The 18,045-nt window shown below is 53.6% G+C and carries 17 protein-coding genes, 1 tRNA gene and 2 pseudogenes; 15 read left to right on the forward strand and 5 right to left on the reverse strand.

Annotation, left to right across the window (positions count from 1 at the left end; translation table 11 throughout):
• Positions 1 to 4 precede the first annotated feature (4 nt).
• From nqrE to dinB, 4 genes are all read left to right on the forward strand, one after another.
• Positions 5 to 601, forward strand: coding sequence for an NADH:ubiquinone reductase (Na(+)-transporting) subunit E (nqrE, locus tag L3069_RS04340; protein WP_003863217.1), 597 nt, complete (start codon positions 5 to 7; stop codon positions 599 to 601).
• A 10-nt stretch (positions 602 to 611) separates the two neighbouring features.
• Positions 612 to 1,835, forward strand: coding sequence for an NADH:ubiquinone reductase (Na(+)-transporting) subunit F (nqrF, locus tag L3069_RS04345; protein WP_038415400.1), 1,224 nt, complete (start codon positions 612 to 614; stop codon positions 1,833 to 1,835).
• 2 nt (positions 1,836 to 1,837) lie between these two features.
• A complete protein-coding gene (nqrM, locus tag L3069_RS04350) occupies positions 1,838 to 2,038 on the forward strand; it encodes a (Na+)-NQR maturation NqrM (protein ID WP_003863212.1) in 201 nt (66 codons plus the stop codon).
• 107 nt (positions 2,039 to 2,145) lie between these two features.
• Positions 2,146 to 3,204, forward strand: coding sequence for a DNA polymerase IV (gene dinB, locus L3069_RS04355; protein ID WP_022647146.1), 1,059 nt, complete (start codon positions 2,146 to 2,148; stop codon positions 3,202 to 3,204).
• Between the two features lie 55 nt (positions 3,205 to 3,259).
• On the opposite strand, the gene pepD is transcribed toward dinB, so the two are convergent.
• Positions 3,260 to 4,717: a cytosol nonspecific dipeptidase gene (gene pepD / locus L3069_RS04360; RefSeq protein WP_038415402.1), complete on the reverse strand. Its 1,458-nt coding sequence runs from the start codon at positions 4,715 to 4,717 to the stop codon at positions 3,260 to 3,262.
• 258 nt (positions 4,718 to 4,975) lie between these two features.
• On the opposite strand from pepD, the gene gpt reads away from it, so the two are divergent.
• The 3 genes from gpt (at position 4,976) to crl (ending at position 7,241) form a co-directional block, all read left to right on the forward strand.
• Positions 4,976 to 5,434 carry a xanthine phosphoribosyltransferase gene (gene gpt / locus L3069_RS04365; RefSeq protein ID WP_003863205.1) on the forward strand — a complete coding sequence of 153 codons (459 nt, stop codon included), beginning with the start codon at positions 4,976 to 4,978 and terminating at the stop codon, positions 5,432 to 5,434.
• A gap of 104 nt (positions 5,435 to 5,538) precedes the next feature.
• Positions 5,539 to 6,783: an esterase FrsA gene (frsA, locus tag L3069_RS04370; protein WP_038415404.1), complete on the forward strand. Its 1,245-nt coding sequence runs from the start codon at positions 5,539 to 5,541 to the stop codon at positions 6,781 to 6,783.
• Positions 6,784 to 6,839: 56 nt separating this feature from the next.
• Entirely contained in the window at positions 6,840 to 7,241 is a 402-nt protein-coding gene (gene crl / locus L3069_RS04375; RefSeq protein WP_022647149.1) for a sigma factor-binding protein Crl, read from the forward strand.
• 131 nt (positions 7,242 to 7,372) lie between these two features.
• On the opposite strand, the gene phoE is transcribed toward crl, so the two are convergent.
• Entirely contained in the window at positions 7,373 to 8,425 is a 1,053-nt protein-coding gene (gene phoE / locus L3069_RS04380; RefSeq protein ID WP_022647150.1) for a phosphoporin PhoE, read from the reverse strand.
• Positions 8,426 to 8,730: 305 nt separating this feature from the next.
• Here phoE and proB point away from each other — a divergent pair, with 305 nt between their 5' ends.
• From proB to L3069_RS04400, 4 genes are all read left to right on the forward strand, one after another.
• Positions 8,731 to 9,834, forward strand: a complete 1,104-nt coding sequence (gene proB, locus L3069_RS04385; RefSeq protein ID WP_038415406.1) for a glutamate 5-kinase — start codon at positions 8,731 to 8,733, stop codon at positions 9,832 to 9,834.
• Positions 9,835 to 9,845: 11 nt separating this feature from the next.
• Positions 9,846 to 11,099, forward strand: coding sequence for a glutamate-5-semialdehyde dehydrogenase (proA, locus tag L3069_RS04390; protein WP_038415408.1), 1,254 nt, complete (start codon positions 9,846 to 9,848; stop codon positions 11,097 to 11,099).
• Between the two features lie 111 nt (positions 11,100 to 11,210).
• Positions 11,211 to 11,286 (forward strand) — tRNA-Thr (locus L3069_RS04395).
• A 153-nt stretch (positions 11,287 to 11,439) separates the two neighbouring features.
• Complete coding sequence (locus L3069_RS04400) at positions 11,440 to 12,612, forward strand: integrase arm-type DNA-binding domain-containing protein (RefSeq protein ID WP_038415410.1); 1,173 nt, start codon at positions 11,440 to 11,442, stop codon at positions 12,610 to 12,612.
• Here the strand turns inward: L3069_RS04400 and L3069_RS04405 are convergent.
• Positions 12,609 to 12,797: an AlpA family transcriptional regulator gene (locus L3069_RS04405; RefSeq protein ID WP_000189281.1), complete on the reverse strand. Its 189-nt coding sequence runs from the start codon at positions 12,795 to 12,797 to the stop codon at positions 12,609 to 12,611. The two genes, L3069_RS04400 and L3069_RS04405, sit on opposite strands and share 4 nt — an antisense overlap.
• Positions 12,794 to 14,194 carry a DEAD/DEAH box helicase gene (locus L3069_RS04410; RefSeq protein WP_038415413.1) on the reverse strand — a complete coding sequence of 467 codons (1,401 nt, stop codon included), beginning with the start codon at positions 14,192 to 14,194 and terminating at the stop codon, positions 12,794 to 12,796. The genes L3069_RS04405 and L3069_RS04410 overlap by 4 nt, the downstream gene beginning before the upstream one ends.
• Positions 14,195 to 14,305: 111 nt before the next feature.
• On the opposite strand from L3069_RS04410, the gene L3069_RS04415 reads away from it, so the two are divergent.
• Positions 14,306 to 14,776, forward strand: coding sequence for a hypothetical protein (locus L3069_RS04415; protein ID WP_100167854.1), 471 nt, complete (start codon positions 14,306 to 14,308; stop codon positions 14,774 to 14,776).
• A gap of 52 nt (positions 14,777 to 14,828) precedes the next feature.
• Here L3069_RS04415 and L3069_RS04420 read toward each other — a convergent pair.
• Positions 14,829 to 14,981, reverse strand: a pseudogene (locus L3069_RS04420) (VRR-NUC domain-containing protein); the annotation flags it as partial.
• Here L3069_RS04420 and L3069_RS04425 point away from each other — a divergent pair.
• The 3 genes and pseudogenes from L3069_RS04425 to terL form a co-directional block, all read left to right on the forward strand.
• Positions 14,980 to 16,020, forward strand: a pseudogene (locus L3069_RS04425) (hypothetical protein); the annotation flags it as partial. The pseudogenes L3069_RS04420 and L3069_RS04425 overlap by 2 nt on opposite strands.
• 64 nt (positions 16,021 to 16,084) lie before the next feature.
• Positions 16,085 to 16,426 (forward strand): hypothetical protein, encoded by a 342-nt coding sequence (locus L3069_RS04430; protein WP_038415416.1) that lies wholly within the window; start codon positions 16,085 to 16,087, stop codon positions 16,424 to 16,426.
• Positions 16,423 to 18,033: a phage terminase large subunit gene (terL, locus tag L3069_RS04435; protein ID WP_038415418.1), complete on the forward strand. Its 1,611-nt coding sequence runs from the start codon at positions 16,423 to 16,425 to the stop codon at positions 18,031 to 18,033. The genes L3069_RS04430 and terL overlap by 4 nt, the downstream gene beginning before the upstream one ends.
• Positions 18,034 to 18,045 lie beyond the last annotated feature (12 nt).

Raw genomic sequence — 18,045 nt, forward strand, 5'->3', positions numbered from 1 at the left:
GACGATGGCTCATTACCTGAGTTTATTTGTGCGCGCGGTGTTTGTTGAAAACATGGCGCTCGCTTTCTTCCTGGGCATGTGTACGTTCCTTGCTGTTTCTAAGAAGGTATCGACGGCATTCGGTCTGGGTGTGGCGGTCACTGTTGTGCTGGGGCTTTCCGTTCCGATTAACAACCTGGTGTTCAACTTCGTGCTTCGCGATGGCGCGCTGGTGGAGGGCGTTGATCTTAGCTTCCTGAACTTCATCACCTTTATCGGGGTGATTGCGGCGCTTGTTCAGATCCTGGAGATGATCCTCGATAAATACTTCCCGTCGCTGTACAACGCACTGGGGATCTTCCTGCCGCTAATCGCGGTGAACTGCGCCATTTTCGGTGGCGTCTCATTTATGGTTCAGCGCGATTACAACTTCAGTGAATCGGTTGTGTATGGTTTCGGTTCCGGTATCGGCTGGATGCTGGCGATTGTCACCATGGCGGGGATCCGTGAAAAAATGAAATATGCCAACGTACCTGCGGGGCTTCGTGGCTTAGGGATCACCTTTATCACCACCGGCCTGATGGCGTTGGGCTTTATGTCCTTCTCCGGTGTGCAGCTATAAGGGCTAAAAGATGGAAATTATTCTTGGCGTGGTGATGTTCACGCTGATAGTACTGGTGCTGTCAGGGCTGATCCTGGCAGCGCGTGCGAAGCTGGTGAATTCCGGGGATGTGATCATTGATATCAATGACGATCCGCAGAATCAGATCCGTACCCCGGCAGGGGATAAGCTGCTTAATACGCTCTCCGGCAACGGGATTTTTGTCTCGTCTGCCTGTGGCGGCGGTGGCTCCTGTGGACAGTGCCGTGTGACGGTGAAAGAGGGAGGCGGGGATATTCTGCCAACGGAACTGTCGCATATCACGAAGCGTGAAGCGAAAGAGGGCTGCCGTCTGGCGTGTCAGGTCGCAGTGCGCCAGAACATGAAGATTGAGCTGCCGGAGGAGATCTTCGGCGTGAAAAAATGGGAGTGCGAAGTTATCTCTAACGATAATAAAGCCACGTTCATTAAAGAGCTCAAGCTGCGCGTTCCTGAAGGGGAGAGCGTCCCGTTCCGTGCGGGTGGGTATATTCAGATTGATTGTCCGGCACACACCGTGGCGTATGCTGACTTCGACGTGCCCGAGGAGTACCGGGCCGACTGGGATAAATTTAACCTCTTCCGCTTTGTTTCCGAAGTAAACGAGCCCGCGCTTCGCGCTTATTCCATGGCTAACTATCCGGAAGAGAAGGGCATTATTATGCTCAACGTGCGTATCGCCACGCCGCCGCCGAATGTGCCTGATTCACCCCCTGGCGTCATGTCGTCATATATCTGGTCCCTCAAGCCTGGCGACAAAGTGACGATTTCCGGCCCGTTCGGCGAATTCTTTGCCAAAGACACTGATGCGGAAATGGTCTTTATCGGCGGCGGTGCGGGTATGGCGCCGATGCGTTCACATATCTTTGACCAGCTCAAACGCCTTGGCAGCAAGCGCAAGATCAGCTTCTGGTACGGGGCGCGTTCACTGCGCGAAATGTTCTATGACGATGAGTTTGAACAACTGGCACGTGATAACCCTAACTTTACCTTCCATGTGGCGTTATCCGATCCGCAGCCGGAAGATAACTGGACAGGTTATACGGGCTTCATCCACAACGTGCTGTATGAAAATTACCTCAAACAGCACCCGGCACCGGAAGATTGCGAGTTTTATATGTGTGGCCCGCCAATGATGAACGCTGCCGTGATTAAGATGCTAAAAGATCTTGGCGTGGAAGATGAGAACATCATGCTCGATGATTTCGGAGGTTGATTATGCTGACCTTTCTGGCGACCTTTGCGGTGTTTGTACTGGTGATATTCGGGATGTCCTTAGGCTGGATCATCAAGCGTAAAAGCATCCAGGGCAGCTGTGGAGGTATATCTTCCATCGGAATGGAAAAAGTGTGCGATTGTCCGGAACCGTGCGATGCGCGAAAAAAACGGATGGCTCGCGAGCAGCAACGCATTATTTAGTCTTGTATGTCGGGTAAGGCAACGCCGCCACCCGACAATTCCCACGCATACTTCTCAACCCTCATTTGTTTACTGTATACTTATCCAGTAATGAGTGAGGGCTTACTATGCGCAAAATAATCCATGTCGATATGGACTGCTTTTTTGCCGCAGTGGAGATGCGTGACAACCCGGCGCTGCGGGATATTCCCATCGCCATTGGCGGCAGCCGGGTTCAGCGCGGTGTCATCAGCACCGCCAACTATCCTGCTCGCAAATACGGTGTGCGCAGCGCCATGCCGACAGCGATGGCGCTGAAACTGTGCCCGCATCTCACTCTTTTGCCCGGACGTTTTGATGCCTATAAAGAAGCATCGAACCACATTAGGGAGATCTTCTCCCGCTACACCTCTCTGATTGAACCGTTATCGCTGGATGAAGCCTATCTGGATGTCACCCACAGCGTGCACTGCCACGGATCCGCCACCCTGATGGCGCAGGAGATACGCCAGACTATTTTTAACGAGCTGAACCTGACGGCATCGGCAGGCGTCGCGCCGATAAAATTTCTCGCCAAAATCGCCTCCGATTTAAATAAGCCCAACGGCCAGTACGTCATCACCCCGGAAGAGGTTCCGGCGTTTTTAAAGACGCTGCCGCTCAGCAAAATCCCCGGTGTGGGTAAAGTCTCCGCCGCGAAGCTGGAAAATATGGGGCTACGCACCTGTGAAGACGTTCAGCGCAGCGATCTGGCGCTGCTGCTTAAGCGTTTTGGTAAGTTTGGCCGCGTACTGTGGGAACGCAGTCAGGGCATTGATGACCGGGATGTGAACAACGAACGGCTGCGTAAATCGGTCGGCGTTGAACGCACGCTGAGCGAAGATATCCATGACTGGGCAGAGTGTGAAACCATTATTACGGAACAACTCTATCCTGAGCTTGAACGACGCTTACTGAAGGTCAAACCAGATCTGCTTATTGCCCGGCAGGGCATCAAACTGAAATTTAACGATTTTCAACAGACGACGCAGGAGCACGTCTGGCCACGCCTCAACAAAGAGGATCTTATTGCGACGGCAAAAAAGGCATGGGAAGAGCGGCGGGGCGGACGAGGGGTAAGGCTGGTGGGGCTGCACGTCACATTGCTGGATCCTCAGCTGGAGCGTCAGCTGGTGCTGGGACTGTAGATTAGGCTAATCTTATGCCCGGTAAGCGAAGCGCCACCGGGCATCAAACGGCTTATTACTTAACAGGGATTGCTTTCAGCAGCTCAGTCAGCAGCGTCCAGTAGTGACCGACGCTTTCAATGTGAACCTGCTCATCCGGGGAGTGTGGACCCGTGATGGTCGGCCCGATGGAGACCATGTCCATATCCGGATACGGTTTCTTGAACAGACCACATTCCAGACCCGCGTGAATAACCTGAATGTTCGGGGTGCTGTTGAACAGTCTCTGATAAGTTTCACGCACCAGTGCCATGACCGGAGAACTTGCATCCGGCTGCCAGCCAGGGTAGCTGCCTTTTGCAGACGTTTTCGCGCCCGCCAGGGTACCCAGAGATTCCAGCATGCTCACAACGTACTCTTTACCGCTGTCGATCAGGGAACGGATCAGGCAAATGATCTCTGCGCTGTCGTCGCCCATGGTCACTACGCCCACGTTCAGGGAGGTTTCAACCACGCCTTTTGCGACGTCAGAATTGCGGATCACGCCGTTTGGCGTTGCGTTCAGCAACTGGACGAACGTGTCACGAGACTGTGCGGTCAGCGCGGCTTTATCCGTTGTAACGGACTCCAGTACCACCGTCAGGTTTTTCTCTTTCTCAGACAGCTCGTTTTTCAGGATATCCAGATACAGGCTGGAGAGGTTTTTCAGCTCATCCGCTTTCGCCGCAGGCACCGCCACGGTCGCGAAGGCTTCGCGAGGGAGCGCGTTACGCAGAGTGCCGCCGTTGAAGTCCACCAGACGCAGATCCAGTTCAGCGGCATGGCCCGCCAGGAAACGCGCCAGCAGTTTGTTGGCGTTGCCCAGGCCCAGGTGGATATCGCCGCCGGAGTGACCGCCTTTCAGCCCTTTCAGCGTCAGCTTAAAGGTCTCGAATCCAGCAGGGATCGCTTCGCGGGACAGCTGCAGGGTAGAGATGAAATCGATCCCGCCCGCGCAGCCCATGTAGATCTCACCTTCTTCTTCGGAGTCGGTGTTGATCAGAATGTCCGCTTGCAGCCAGTTTGCCTGGAGACCGAACGCGCCATCCATGCCCGCTTCTTCAGTCATGGTCAGCAGCACTTCCAGCGGACCGTGTTCAACGCTGTCGTCAGCCAGCACGGCCAGCGCGGAAGCCATACCAATACCGTTATCTGCGCCCAAGGTCGTGCCGCGCGCCTTCACCCACTCACCGTCGATGTACGGCTGAATCGGGTCTTTTGTGAAGTCGTGAACGGTGTCGTTGTTTTTCTGCGGAACCATGTCCAGGTGCGCCTGCAATACCACTGGCTTACGGTTTTCCATACCTGCGGTGGCAGGTTTGCGGATGAGAATATTGCCAACCTGGTCGCGCTCAGCGTGCAGACCTTTTTCCTTTGCCCAGCCCATAATATGTTCGGCAAGCTGTTCTTCGTGATAGGAAGGGTGCGGAATGGAGCAGATTTTGGCAAAAATATCCCACAGCGGCTGTGGAGATAATTGAGACAGTTCAGACACGATAGGTCTCCTTGTCGTTGCGCTGCAAAACAATGTTGCAGGTCACTGGGTTAGCAGGTTAATCGTTACCACAAGACGGGCTTGCGAGATGCATCTGAGAATACCACTTTCTCCCGTGGCTGGTAGCATTAAGCATGTAAAAACTCAGGCTCATGGCGCGTAACACTGGTTTTTAGTGCGTCAGATCTCTATAATCTCGCGCAACCTGGTTCACCCTCATTTTTTTAAGCCGTATATAAACAGGCTGGGACACTTCACATGAGCGAAAAATACGTCGTCACCTGGGACATGTTGCAGATTCACGCACGCAAACTGGCTGCGCGTCTGATGCCTTCCGAACAGTGGAAAGGCATTATTGCCGTCAGCCGTGGCGGTTTGGTACCGGGGGCGCTGCTGGCACGTGAGCTGGGTATTCGTCATGTCGATACCGTATGTATCTCCAGCTATGACCACGATAACCAGCGTGAGCTGAAAGTGCTGAAGCGCGCGGAAGGCGACGGTGAAGGCTTTATCGTTATCGACGATCTGGTGGACACCGGCGGTACCGCTGTGGCTATCCGCGAAATGTATCCAAAAGCGCACTTCGTCACTATCTTCGCGAAACCAGCGGGTCGTCCCCTGGTTGATGATTACGTCATTGATATCCCTCAGGATACCTGGATTGAACAGCCTTGGGATATGGGCGTGGTCTTCGTACCGCCTATTTCTGGCCGTTAATTTCAGTACGTAACTTTACACGCCCGGTTATGCCGGGCGTTGTTCTTTTTGGCCTGCCACGCGTTACAATGGTCTCCAAGTGATGTATCCATGGAGGCAACGCAATGGCGCAGGCGAATCTCACCGAAACTCTTTTCAAACCCCGTTTCAAGCACCCTGAAACCTCGACGCTGGTGCGTCGGTTTAATCCGGGGACCATGCCTGCTGTACAGTCAGCGTTAGATGGTAAAAACGTGCCCCACTGGTACCGCATGATTAATCGCCTGATGTGGATCTGGCGCGGTATCGACCCGCGCGAAATCCTCGACGTGCAGGCGCGTATCGTGATGAGCGAGTCTGAGCGCACCGACAGCGATCTCTACGACACGGTGGTGGGCTACCGTGGCGGGAACTGGATCTACGAATGGTCAAAGCAGGCCATGCTCTGGCAGCAAAAAGCGAGCCAGGAAGAAGATGCCACTCTCAGCGGCAAACACTGGCTGCATGCGGCAAACCTTTACAGCATCGCTGCATACCCGCATCTGAAAGGAGACGAACTGGCGGAGCAGGCCCAGGCGCTGGCAAACCGGGCTTATGAAGAGGCCGCCCAGCGGCTGCCTGGCCGGATGCGTGAAATTGAGTTCGCCATTCCCGGCGGTAGCCCGGTGACTGGATTCCTGCATATGCCGGAGGGGGAAGGCCCGTTCCCGACGGTTCTGATGTGCGGCGGCCTGGATTCGTTACAAATTGATTATTACAGCCTGTATGAGCGCTACTTTGCCCCAAACGGGATCGCCATGCTGACGCTCGATATGCCATCAATTGGTTTTTCATCCAAATGGAAACTTACGCAAGACTCCAGCCTGCTGCACCAGCATGCATTAAAAGCGCTGGAGAATATCCCCTGGGTTGACCATACCCGGGTAGGTGCGTTTGGCTTCCGCTTTGGCGCTAACGTCGCGGTACGGCTGGCCTACCTTGAATCTTCCCGCCTGAAGGCCGTCGCCTGTCTTGGCCCGGTAGTGCATGCACTGTTAAGCGATCCTGCGCGTCAGGGTAGCGTTCCTGAAATGTATCTGGACGTGCTGGCGAGCCGACTTGGCATGCATGATGCTTCAGATGAAGCGTTACGCATTGAACTTAATCGGTATTCATTAAAAACGCAGGGCTTGCTGGGCCGCCGTTGCCCAACCCCGATGATGTCCGGTTTCTGGAAGAACGATCCATTTAGCCCGGAAGAGGAGTCACGCTTAATCACCTCGTCATCTTCGGATGGCAAATTGCTGGAGGTACCCTTCAGCCCGGTGTACCAAAATTTTGACAAAGCGCTTAAAGAGATCACACGCTGGATCACGCAGAGATTGTGTTAATAGTTTGCTAAATTTCGTTGGTTTGGTAAAACAGTGCTTCACAAAAGGAGATCGCAATGACGTTACCGAGTGGACACCCGAAAAGTAGACTGATTAAGAAGTTCATGGCTCTTGGCCCGTATATTCGAGAAGAGCAGTGTGAAGAGAATCGCTTTTTTTTCGACTGCCTGGCTGTTTGCGTCAACGTGAAGCCTGCACCCGAAAAACGTGAGTTCTGGGGCTGGTGGATGGAAATGGAAGCACAGGAAAACCGTTTTACCTATAGCTATCAGTTTGGCCTGTTTAATAAAGACGGGCACTGGCAGGCGACGAGCATCAAAGATCAGGAAGTGATCGATCGCCTGGAGCATACGCTAAAAGAATTTCACGGCAGAGCTCGCGACCTGCTGGCAACGCTGGATCTGAAGCTGGAGCCTGCGGACGATTTTTCCAGCGAAGCGGTGAAACTGAGAGCCTGATGATGTCACAGCGCCGGGTGGCGGCTACGCCTTACCCGGCCTAAAAACGTATTACTCCCCAGGTCCGGTAAGCACAGCGTCACCGGGCACAAAAAAACCGGCTCAGCGCCGGTTTTTTTATTATCACAACATCAGAACTGGTAGGTCATGCCCAGCGCAACGATATCATCGCTGCTTACGCCCAGTTTATTATCGTCATCGATCTGGTTGATTTTATAATCAACAAACGCAGACATGTTTTTGTTGAAATAATAGGTCGCACCTACATCGATGTATTTCACGATATCTTCATCGCCGATGCCTTCGATATCTTTGCCTTTAGACTGCACGTAACCCAGAGATGGGCGCAGACCAAAGTCAAACTGATATTGCGCAACCACTTCGAAGTTTTGCGCTTTATTTGCAAAGCCACCGGAAATAGGGGCCATATTGCGGGTTTCAGAATAGAGAGTGGCCAGATATATATCGTTGGCATCATATTTCAGACCGGTCGCCCAGCCTTCTGCTTTTTTACCTTCGCCGCGTGCCTGAAGGTTTTGCTCATTGGTGCGATCGGAGCTGGCATACGCACCAATCACAGAGAAATCGCTGCCGCCGAAGTCATAGCTCAGGGAGGTACCGAAGCCGTCACCGTTTTGCTTCTTCACGTCGCGGTTTTCATTTTTACCCTGATATTGCAGGGTCATATTAAGACCGTCAACCATGCCAAAGAAATCGGTATTACGGTATGTGGCCAGACCGGAAGCGCGTTTCGTCATGAAGTTATCGGTCTGCGCCAGGCCGTCACCGCCGAACTCGGGGAACATATCGGTGTATGCGGCGACGTCATACAGCGCACCCAGGTTACGACCGTAATCAAAAGAACCAAAATCTTTCAGTTTAATACCCGCAAATGCCAGGCGCGTTTTTTGAGAAGAGTCGCTTTCTGCTTTGTTACCCGCGAACTCTGCTTCCCAACGTCCGTAGCCCGTCAGCTGATCGTTAATCTGCGTTTCACCCTTAAAGCCAAAACGAACGTAAGTCTGGTCACCATCCTTCGCGTCATCATCACTGAGGTAGTGCATTGCTTTTACTTTGCCGTACACGTCCAGTTTATTACCGTTTTTATTATAAACTTCTGCTGCGTGAACAGATGTGGATGCAACTACGCCCATTACCACTAATGCCAGAGTGCTCTTTTTCATTTTCAATCCTGATTTTATAAAAACGCGCTAATATTCGCTGAGCAATAAGATTCAACTTATTACCCCGTGAAAAACAGGAAGGGTTTTATCGTTAGTGGGTGAACGTTTTATGACAAAGTAAGAATATGTCTAAAAAAGTATGTTTTAATTTTTCGGTAATAAAATTGTCAAAATCTGCCGCTACGCTTCCTGATCCCGCGCAACAAAGTGACGGGTGATGTGCTAAGGCAGTTGGCAACGGGGCTGACACCTGTTAAAACGTCTGACTGACATCATTTTCCCTTATTGTTGAACGGCAGAGAATCATGAGTGACAGCCAGACGCTGGTGGTAAAACTCGGTACCAGTGTGTTAACAGGCGGATCACGCCGCCTTAATCGTGCCCATATCGTTGAGCTTGTACGTCAGTGCGCTCAGTTGCATGCCGCAGGGCATCGTATTGTGATTGTGACCTCCGGGGCGATTGCCGCCGGGCGTGAACACCTGGGCTACCCCGAACTCCCCGCGACGATCGCCTCCAAACAGCTGCTGGCCGCCGTAGGACAAAGCCGACTCATACAGCTCTGGGAACAACTGTTCTCCATTTATGGCATTCACGTCGGGCAGATGCTGCTGACGCGTGCGGATATGGAAGACAGGGAACGTTTCCTGAACGCCCGCGATACGCTGCGCGCGCTGCTGGATAACCATATCGTTCCGGTCATCAACGAAAACGACGCTGTTGCCACCGCTGAAATCAAAGTAGGCGACAACGATAACCTCTCTGCGCTGGCGGCGATCCTGGCAGGGGCCGATAAGCTGCTGCTTCTGACCGATCAGCAGGGGCTGTTTACCGCTGACCCGCGTTCCAATCCACAGGCAGAACTGATCAAAGACGTTCACGGCATTGACGATGCGCTGCGTGCCATTGCGGGAGACAGCGTTTCTGGTCTTGGGACAGGCGGTATGGGCACCAAGCTCCAGGCCGCGGACGTGGCGTGCCGGGCCGGTATCGACACCATCATTGCCGCGGGCAGCCGTCCGGGCGTGATAGGTGATGTGATGGAAGGCATCTCTGTGGGCACACGCTTCCACGCCCAGGCGTCCCCGCTTGAAAACCGCAAACGCTGGATCTTTGGCGCGCCCCCGGCTGGTGAATTGACCGTGGATGAAGGCGCGACCGCCGCTATTCTGGAAAGAGGAAGCTCATTGCTTCCAAAAGGAATTAAAAGCGTGACAGGCAACTTCTCGCGTGGTGAAGTGATCCGAATCCGTAACCTTGAAGGTCGCGACATCGCTCGTGGCGTAAGCCGTTATAACAGCGACGCGCTGCGTCGGATTGCTGGCCACCATTCCCAGCAGATCGACGCCATCCTGGGCTATGAATATGGCCCGGTTGCCGTGCATCGCGACGACATGATTATTCGTTAAGGAGCCAGAACATGCTGGAACAAATGGGCGCAGCCGCGAAAGCCGCCTCGTATAAACTGGCGCTCCTTTCCAGCCGCGAGAAAAACCGCGTGCTGGAAAAAATCGCTGATTATCTGGAATCCCAGTCGCAGGAAATTTTGCTCGCCAACGAGCAGGATCTGCTGGAAGCGCGTCGCAACGGCTTGAGCGAAGCGATGCTCGACCGTCTGGCATTGACCCCGGCGCGTTTGAAAGGTATTGCCGACGACGTCCGTCAGGTGTGCAACCTCGCCGACCCGGTAGGGCAGGTGATTGACGGTGGGGTGCTCGACAGCGGGTTACGCCTTGAGCGTCGTCGTGTGCCACTCGGCGTCATCGGTGTGATTTACGAAGCGCGTCCAAACGTGACGGTGGATGTTGCCTCCCTGTGCCTGAAAACCGGTAACGCCGCTATCCTGCGTGGCGGGAAAGAGACCTGGCGCACCAACGCCGCGACGGTGAACGTCATTCAGCAGGCGCTGGAGGAGTGCGGCTTACCGGCGGCTGCCGTGCAGGCGATTGAAAGCCCCGACCGCGCGCTGGTCAACGAGATGCTGCGCATGGACAAACACATCGACATGCTCATCCCACGCGGCGGCGCGGGCCTGCACAAGCTGTGCCGTGAGCATTCCACCATTCCGGTCATTACCGGCGGTATCGGCGTATGCCATATCGTGGTGGATGACACCGCGGAGATCGAACCTGCACTGAAGATTATCGTCAACGCTAAAACTCAGCGTCCAAGCACCTGTAATACGGTGGAAACGCTGCTGGTGCATCAGGGCATCGCCAGTACCTTCCTGCCAGCGCTGAGCAAGCAGATGGCGGAAAGTGGCGTTACGCTGCATGCGGACGAGAAGGCTCTCGCCCTGCTGAAAGACGGTCCGGCGAAGGTCGTTCCGGTTAACGCGGAGCAGTACGACGATGAGTATTTGTCGCTGGATCTGAACGTGAAGGTAGTTGCGGATCTCGATGACGCTATTGCGCACATTCGTGAACACGGAACCCAGCATTCTGACGCGATCCTGACGCGCACCCTGCGCAATGCCAATCGGTTTGTGAATGAAGTGGATTCGTCTGCGGTTTACGTGAATGCCTCGACGCGCTTCACCGATGGCGGCCAGTTTGGTCTGGGTGCAGAGGTGGCTGTGAGCACTCAGAAGCTGCATGCCCGCGGTCCGATGGGGCTGGAAGCGCTGACCACCTACAAGTGGATCGGCTTCGGTGATGATACCATTCGTGCGTAAATAATCGCGGGTGATGCAAAAATAGCCGTTTGATTCAAAAGGGCATTGACGCATCACCCGGTTAGATCTACTCTTTTGCCCCGTGGTTACGCTCGTAACCGGTCTCTCAGGGCCGATATAGCTCAGTTGGTAGAGCAGCGCATTCGTAATGCGAAGGTCGTAGGTTCGACTCCTATTATCGGCACCATCATTTCATCCAGTACCATCCTCAATTGTCCATTTTTCCTTGTTTTTCGCGGCGTTGGCTGTTTTTTTTGTCCATCGTTATCCACCTTTTGCCGTTGCAATCCAAATTTAAAACGGGTACATAAACGGGTATCTGAGTTTGAGGCGGGTACCTATGAAACTAAACGCACGACAGGTCGAGACGGCAAAACCTGCCGAGAAAGACTATAAGCTACCAGACGGCAACGGGCTTATTCTGCTGGTCAAAACCAGCGGGGCGAAATACTGGCGCTATCGCTATACTTTCGCCGGCAAAGAAAAGATGCTGGCGCTCGGTGTGTACCCGGCTGTTTCGCTGGCGGCCGCTCGCGAAAAGCGAGACGAGGCCAGGCGGAACGTTGCAGCAGGTGTTGACCCAGTAAAAGTCAAAAGCCATGTTGCAGCTGCGGCAGCAAAGACGATCACGTTTAAAGAGATTGCTACAGAATGGCACGAATTCAAGAAGCCACGCTGGTCACCTGGCTATGCCTCTGACATTCTCGAAGCATTCAACAAAGATATTTTCCCAGCGGTGGGTAAGCTGCCAGTTGCTGAAATCGAACCGGTTCAGATGTTGACGGCGCTGCGTAAAATTGAGAATCGCGGCGCAACCGAGAAAGCAGCCAAAACACGCAGGTTGTGTGGTGAGGTGTTCAGCTATGCAGTTGCGACCGGGCGCGCGAAGTATAACCCCGTCAGCGAACTGAACAGCGCAATGACCGGGCATAAAGGAGAGTCTTTCCCGTTCCTGACGGCTGAAGAACTGCCCGATTTTCTCGCGGCGCTTGAGAGTTACAAGGGGAGCCCGCTGCCCCGGCTGGGGTTGCAGATCATGATGCTGGCAGGGCTGCGTACTTACGAACTGCGGCATTCAAAATGGGAATGGGTAGATTTCGATAATCGGCTGTGGGAGATACCCGCCGAATTTATGAAGATGGACCGCCCGCACCTGGTACCGCTCTCCGATCAGCTTGTTGTCTTGCTGAAGGAGTTGCACGGTCTGACAGGTCGATACGTGAATATGTTCCCCGGCAGGAATGACCCGTCAAAGGTCATGAGCGAGAACACAATAAACAGGATGATCCACACGCTGGGGTATAAGGGGAGGGTAGTAGGGCATGGCTTCCGGCATACGTTCAGCACCATCCTGAACGATAAAGGATTCAACTCTGACTGGGTTGAACTCCAGATCGCTCACGTGGACAAGAACAATATTCGCGGGGTTTATAACCATGCCCTGTATATGGAAGGGCGTCGGGAAATGATGCAGTGGTATGCGGATTATATTGACCAGCTGCGTTTGATTTAAAGAAACTGTTTTTTCCACTCTTCGACCTCGCCGCGTACCCAGCGGGAGGTTCGGCTCCCGAGCTTCTTAGGCTTCGGAAACTCGTTATTACTGATGCGCTCATAAATGCTGGATTTTTTCAGGCCAACTGAGCGCTCAACCTCTTTGATGTTAATCAGGTCAGTGTCAGAGATAACCGGTGTCATGCTATACCTCTCTTTTTCATGGCATCGAGCAGGATGTCCTGCACTGTTCGTTTTGAGTTGCGCCGCTCCATCACCATTTCGTCCATAGTGCCGGCAGAGATAATGTGGTGAATGAACACCGGGCGGTTGTGTCCGGCCTGAATCTGCCGGGTTGGCCCGATGCGTTCGATAATTTGCTGGTACTGTTCCAGGTCCCACCAGTGCGAGAAAAACACCAGTATGTTGCCGCCATCCTGCATGTTCAGGCCGTGGCCCGCGCTGGCCGGGTGCGCGAACAGCACCGGTATTTTTCCGGTGTTCCAGTCACGTAGCGTCTGTGGATCCTGGTCGAGGTGGCGACCTCGGGGAAACGCTTTAAGCAGGCGCTCAAGGTCGTGTTTCCAGTGGTAGGCCACCAGTACAGGCGCGCCAGCTGCTTCGGTGAGAATACTGTCCAGCGCCTGCAGCTTCGCGTCGTGCAGTTCGGACCAGCTCCCGGCGTCGTCGGTGTACACCGCGCCGCTGGCGATTTGCAGACACTTCACCGTCTTTGCCGCGGCGTTTGGCGCTTCGATGCCTTCGCCGTTCAGTTCGAGGAACATTTCCTTTTCCATTTCGCGATACTGCTGGCGGGTCTTCGGCGGCATGTCCACGCGGATCACGTTATGAATGGGCTCTTTGATATCGAACCAGTCGGCGGCGTCCAGGGAGATAGTCACGTCGGCCAGTGCACGCTGTATCTCGTCTTGCGAGTGTGCAAACGGCTCCAGCTTCGTCCAGCTCTGCCCCGGAAACTGTATTGAGTTGAACCAGCGGGAGGTAAACTCGCCGTAGGTGCGCCCTAGGCGCTGCCCCTGGTCCACAAACCACGCCTGCCCCCACAAATCCACCAGGCCGTTCGGCGCTGGTGTACCGGTGAGATTCATCCAGCGCCGGACGTGCTTATGCGCCACTTTGCCCAGTGCCGCCGCGCGCTTACCACCTCCGCGCAGCCGGAAGGATTTCAGCCGGGTGCTTTCGTCGGGGATAACGGTGCCGAACGGCCAGCGGCCGCCCAGCTCTTCCACCAGCCAGACCAGATTGTCGTAGTTGATGGTAAACACGCTGGCGTTGCTGTTCGCCAGCGCCGCGGCGCGCGCTTTGGCATTACCGACAATTGGCTGTACCTCGATATTGCGCAGATGCCCCCATTTAACCGCTTCATCCGGCCAGGTGCTGGCGGCAACGCGCAGCGGCGCGAGAACCAGCGCGGGCTGTGTCTCCGCTCCCGCCATGAAGAGATCTTCCAGCGTGGTGAGCGTTGCCACGGTTTTACCCATACCCATTCCCGCCCAGATGTTGCAGCGGTTAATGTCGATTTCGTGGTTGATGATGAGGTCTTGATAAGGACGGGGGATAAAGATTTTAGATGAGGTCATAACATTTCTCATACCGTCACTAGAAAAGTTTATGAAGTTAATTATTGGGAAAAATCTTTAATAAGACTAAGATGGTAACCCGCAAAGAGTAGTAATAAGAAGAGGTTACGAATGCTTACTGTATATTGTGAGAAAATGACTAATACTGGGTTAAGTGCCCCGATAATAGGCCTAATTGGTATCGCAATAGGTGCAATTCTTGGATTGGCAACGTCATATTTTACCCAACGTTGGCAACACAAAAACGCGCTGCAGTTGGAGAACCAAAAAACAGAGGTGAAACTATTTACTGATCACGTTCTAGCTGATTTGTTAAAATATATTGATACCGAAACCGACTATATACAGCGCATATACGCTATAGGAAACGGCGTATCTGTTAGTAACAATGACTTATTCGGAAATCATCGCTTGGAACTTGCAAAGTACAATGCTTTACTTGGTGTTTTTAAGGATGATGTTCTTATTGGTGATTTTAAAAAGCTACTTACCTATCGTGATAGACTTCAAGAATTTCCTTTAAAAAATAATATGGGTGAAGTGGTAACCGATTCAACAATTGTTTTGGATGAAGCTATATAGTTAGCAAGTAATATTAAAGCCAACCTATTTGCGCATTGCTCATTTAATAAGCCTAATAAGTAATTATTTCCTCCAGATTTTTGCTATCTAGTACCACCACGTTAAAACCCAGCGCGCGTAGCCGTTCATGCTCGCGCAGCTGGTCGACACGTGGTGGTTTGCCAGGTGCTTTGCATTCGACAAAGACGAGACGGCCGCCGGGTAATGGCTTTGGTAATACCATGCGTGGTTACTCTGCGCTGATCACGCGGTCACCGGCATTCAAGGCCAGCCGTGCCGAACAGTTAAAAATGGCCGTCGGGCTGGAGACCATTCTCCATACCCGTGCGCGTACGATGGGCGACCTGGTGGATGGCTCTGCCAGAACAACGGCGGTCGAAGCGGGTATGGAGCGCGTCACCGATGCATTCGGCAAGCTCACGTTGATGGGGCACTTCGATGATATGAACAAATCGGTAAACGGCATGATCACGTCCGACGGCATTCTCTCCGGCACGTTCGCTGGCCGCCGTCTGGCTAAGCTCGGCATTAACGATAATATGGCCGCGCGTATCCGCAGCGAGTTCGAAAAACACGGTGAGGTAATCAACGGCTGGCATATCGGCAATTTTGAAAAATGGGACGATCAGCACATTGCTGGCGTTTTCCAGTCGGCGGTGCTCAAAGATGTTAACAATACCGTTATCACTCCTGGGATCGGTGATACACCGCTGTGGGCCAGTACACCGCTGGGTAAAACTATCTTCCAGTTTAAATCATTCGCTACCGCATCCTACAACCGAGCCACGCTGGGTGGCCTGCAGGAGGGAACCGGTCAGTTTTATTATGGTACCGCTTTTCAGATTGGGCTTGGCGCGCTGACGTACGCGCTTAAACAGTCCGCAAATGGTAAAGAGGTTGACTGGTCTCCGCAGAAACTGGTCATTGAGGGGATCGACCGTTCAGGTATTCTTGGCCCGTTAATGGAATATAACAACATGGCAGAGAAAGCCTCTGGTGGTATGGTGGGGCTGGGCGCATTGCTCGGTACTGGAACACAGTCACGTTATGCCAGCCGCGGCTTTATTGGTTCCGCGCTTGGCCCAACGTTCGGCCTGCTCGATACCATCACTGATGTTACTGCTGGCGTGCTTAATGGCGATGCCGGTGATCGGGTGCTGCACAACGTACGTACGCTGCTGCCTGGTAATAACCTTTTCTGGATCGCACCGTTGATAAATCAGGTTGACCCTGGCATGCGGTAATCGGTCGGGATTCCGACCTTAAACCCGCGCCATCATAGCCCTGTATTCACTACGGGGCTTTTTTATGCATCAGGATTACAAAACACGCCTTACCGCGCTCAGCGATAAACTTACCGATGTGGTGCTCGAAGAAGCCGATCCGGATAACTGGCCGGGGGCGGGCAAGAAACCGAGCGAGCTGACCAAAGACGAACGCGGCGACCGCTACTGGGATAAGAAAAACGCAGCTGCGTCGTTGACACTGCTGATTAAGGTCCACTCCCTTATCGGCATGCAGACGCGGGGAGGGACACCCTCTGATAACCCTGGTCAGGATGATGAAGCTTTTGCGCTGGGCCAGCAGGTTTCAAAAGCTGAGCGAGAGGCGGCCGAGATTATTGAGCGCCTGCAGAAAGGGAAAAAATGATTTCGTTCCTCGCCTTCTTTTTAATGTGGGCGGAGCGAATGAACTGGGACGTTCCGGACTGCCACTATCAGGCCTGCCACTGGCTGGAGCATCGCGGAAACCTCGCGGTGCTTCGCTGTTTCCGTGGTTTCGGTAAATCAACGATCCTTGCGGTGTATAATGCCTGGCGGTATTACTGCGACCGTCAGTACCGTATTCTGCATCAGTCTGAATCTGACGGCACCGCGTATAAAACCAGCCGCGATACACAGAACGTTCTGCGTAACCATCCGCTTACCAAAGGCATGCTGCCGGACGGTCAGGGGACGGTTGAACAGTGGTGGGTCAATGGCGCGCTGGATTTACGTAACGGCAGTATGTATGCCAAAGGGATCCTGTCTAACGTTACCTCCGCCCGTGCCAACGAATGCCAGAACGATGATGTAGAGGTACCCCGTAATATCCAGACGCCTGAGGCGCGCGAAAAACTGCGCTATCGCCTGGGCGAACAGACTCACATCCTTATCCCGGGGGGCCGCAAACTCTATATCGGTACGCCCCATACGCATGACAGCCTTTATGACGAGGTGGAGTCTATGGGTGCTGACTGCCTGACCATCCGGCTATTTGAGAAAGAAAAACGTGTTGAGGCGAAAGACGCCACCCTGCTGCATTACGACTTATCTTTCCGGCCAGAATATGTTTTCGCCTGGATCCATAAAAGCGCCCGCCTGCTGGTGGAAGATGTCGACTACAAAATTACGTCAAGCGGTGTTGAGTTTGCCACCGCGCCCGATACCGTTATCGACTTCTATGCGGATTGCGCCTGGCCTGAGCGATTCACTCGCGAGGAAATGGAGAATCGACGTAAAGAAACGCGCACGGTTAACGAGTGGGATAGCCAGTATCAGCTGCACAGTAAACCCGTTGGCGACGTTCGCCTCGATCCTGACCGTATCCGTGAGTACAACATCCATCCGCAGATCCGCTATGCGAACCGTACGGCCTCGCTCTGGCTGGGTAACGTGCAAATCGTTGGCGCTGTCGCCTGGTGGGACGTGGCCACCGGCAAAGTTAAGGCCGATGCTTCGGCGTTCTCTCTGATGCTTACCGATGCGCGTGGACACCTGTACTGGCACATTTGCCAGGAACTTACCGGAGAGCTGGCGGAATTCGATGACAACGACAAAATAACAGGCGGGCAGGTGGCGCAGATTAAAGAGCTGGTACTCAAATATCAGATCCCGGTGGTATGTGTCGAAGTCAACGGTCCGGGCAGCTTCGCGGGTAAATTGCTGCGTCAGGCGCTTAAGGGTACCGGCTGTGGCGTTCGGGAAGAATTCAGCATTACCAACAAACAGAAACGTATTCTCGATGCGTTTGAAGCGCCGCTGTCGTCGCGGTTCCTGTGGGCGCATACCGATGTACTGGACGGCCCTGTCTATGACCAGATGCGTGATTTTAATCCGGCTCTGACCAACCAGCCGGATGACTTTATCGATTCTGGTGCCGGCGCAATCAGTCAGACACCAGTACGTATCGGGAAAGTGGTCGGGATTCCGACCGGGCATGCGCGCGAAGATTGGCAGTTAAGTGACGGAGATCATCTGGTCGACGTCGATTACTAACCTGCCAGAGGT

The organism is Enterobacter cloacae complex sp. ECL411, from assembly GCF_021869665.1.
GTDB classification, from domain to species: Bacteria; Pseudomonadota; Gammaproteobacteria; order Enterobacterales; family Enterobacteriaceae; genus Enterobacter; species Enterobacter intestinihominis.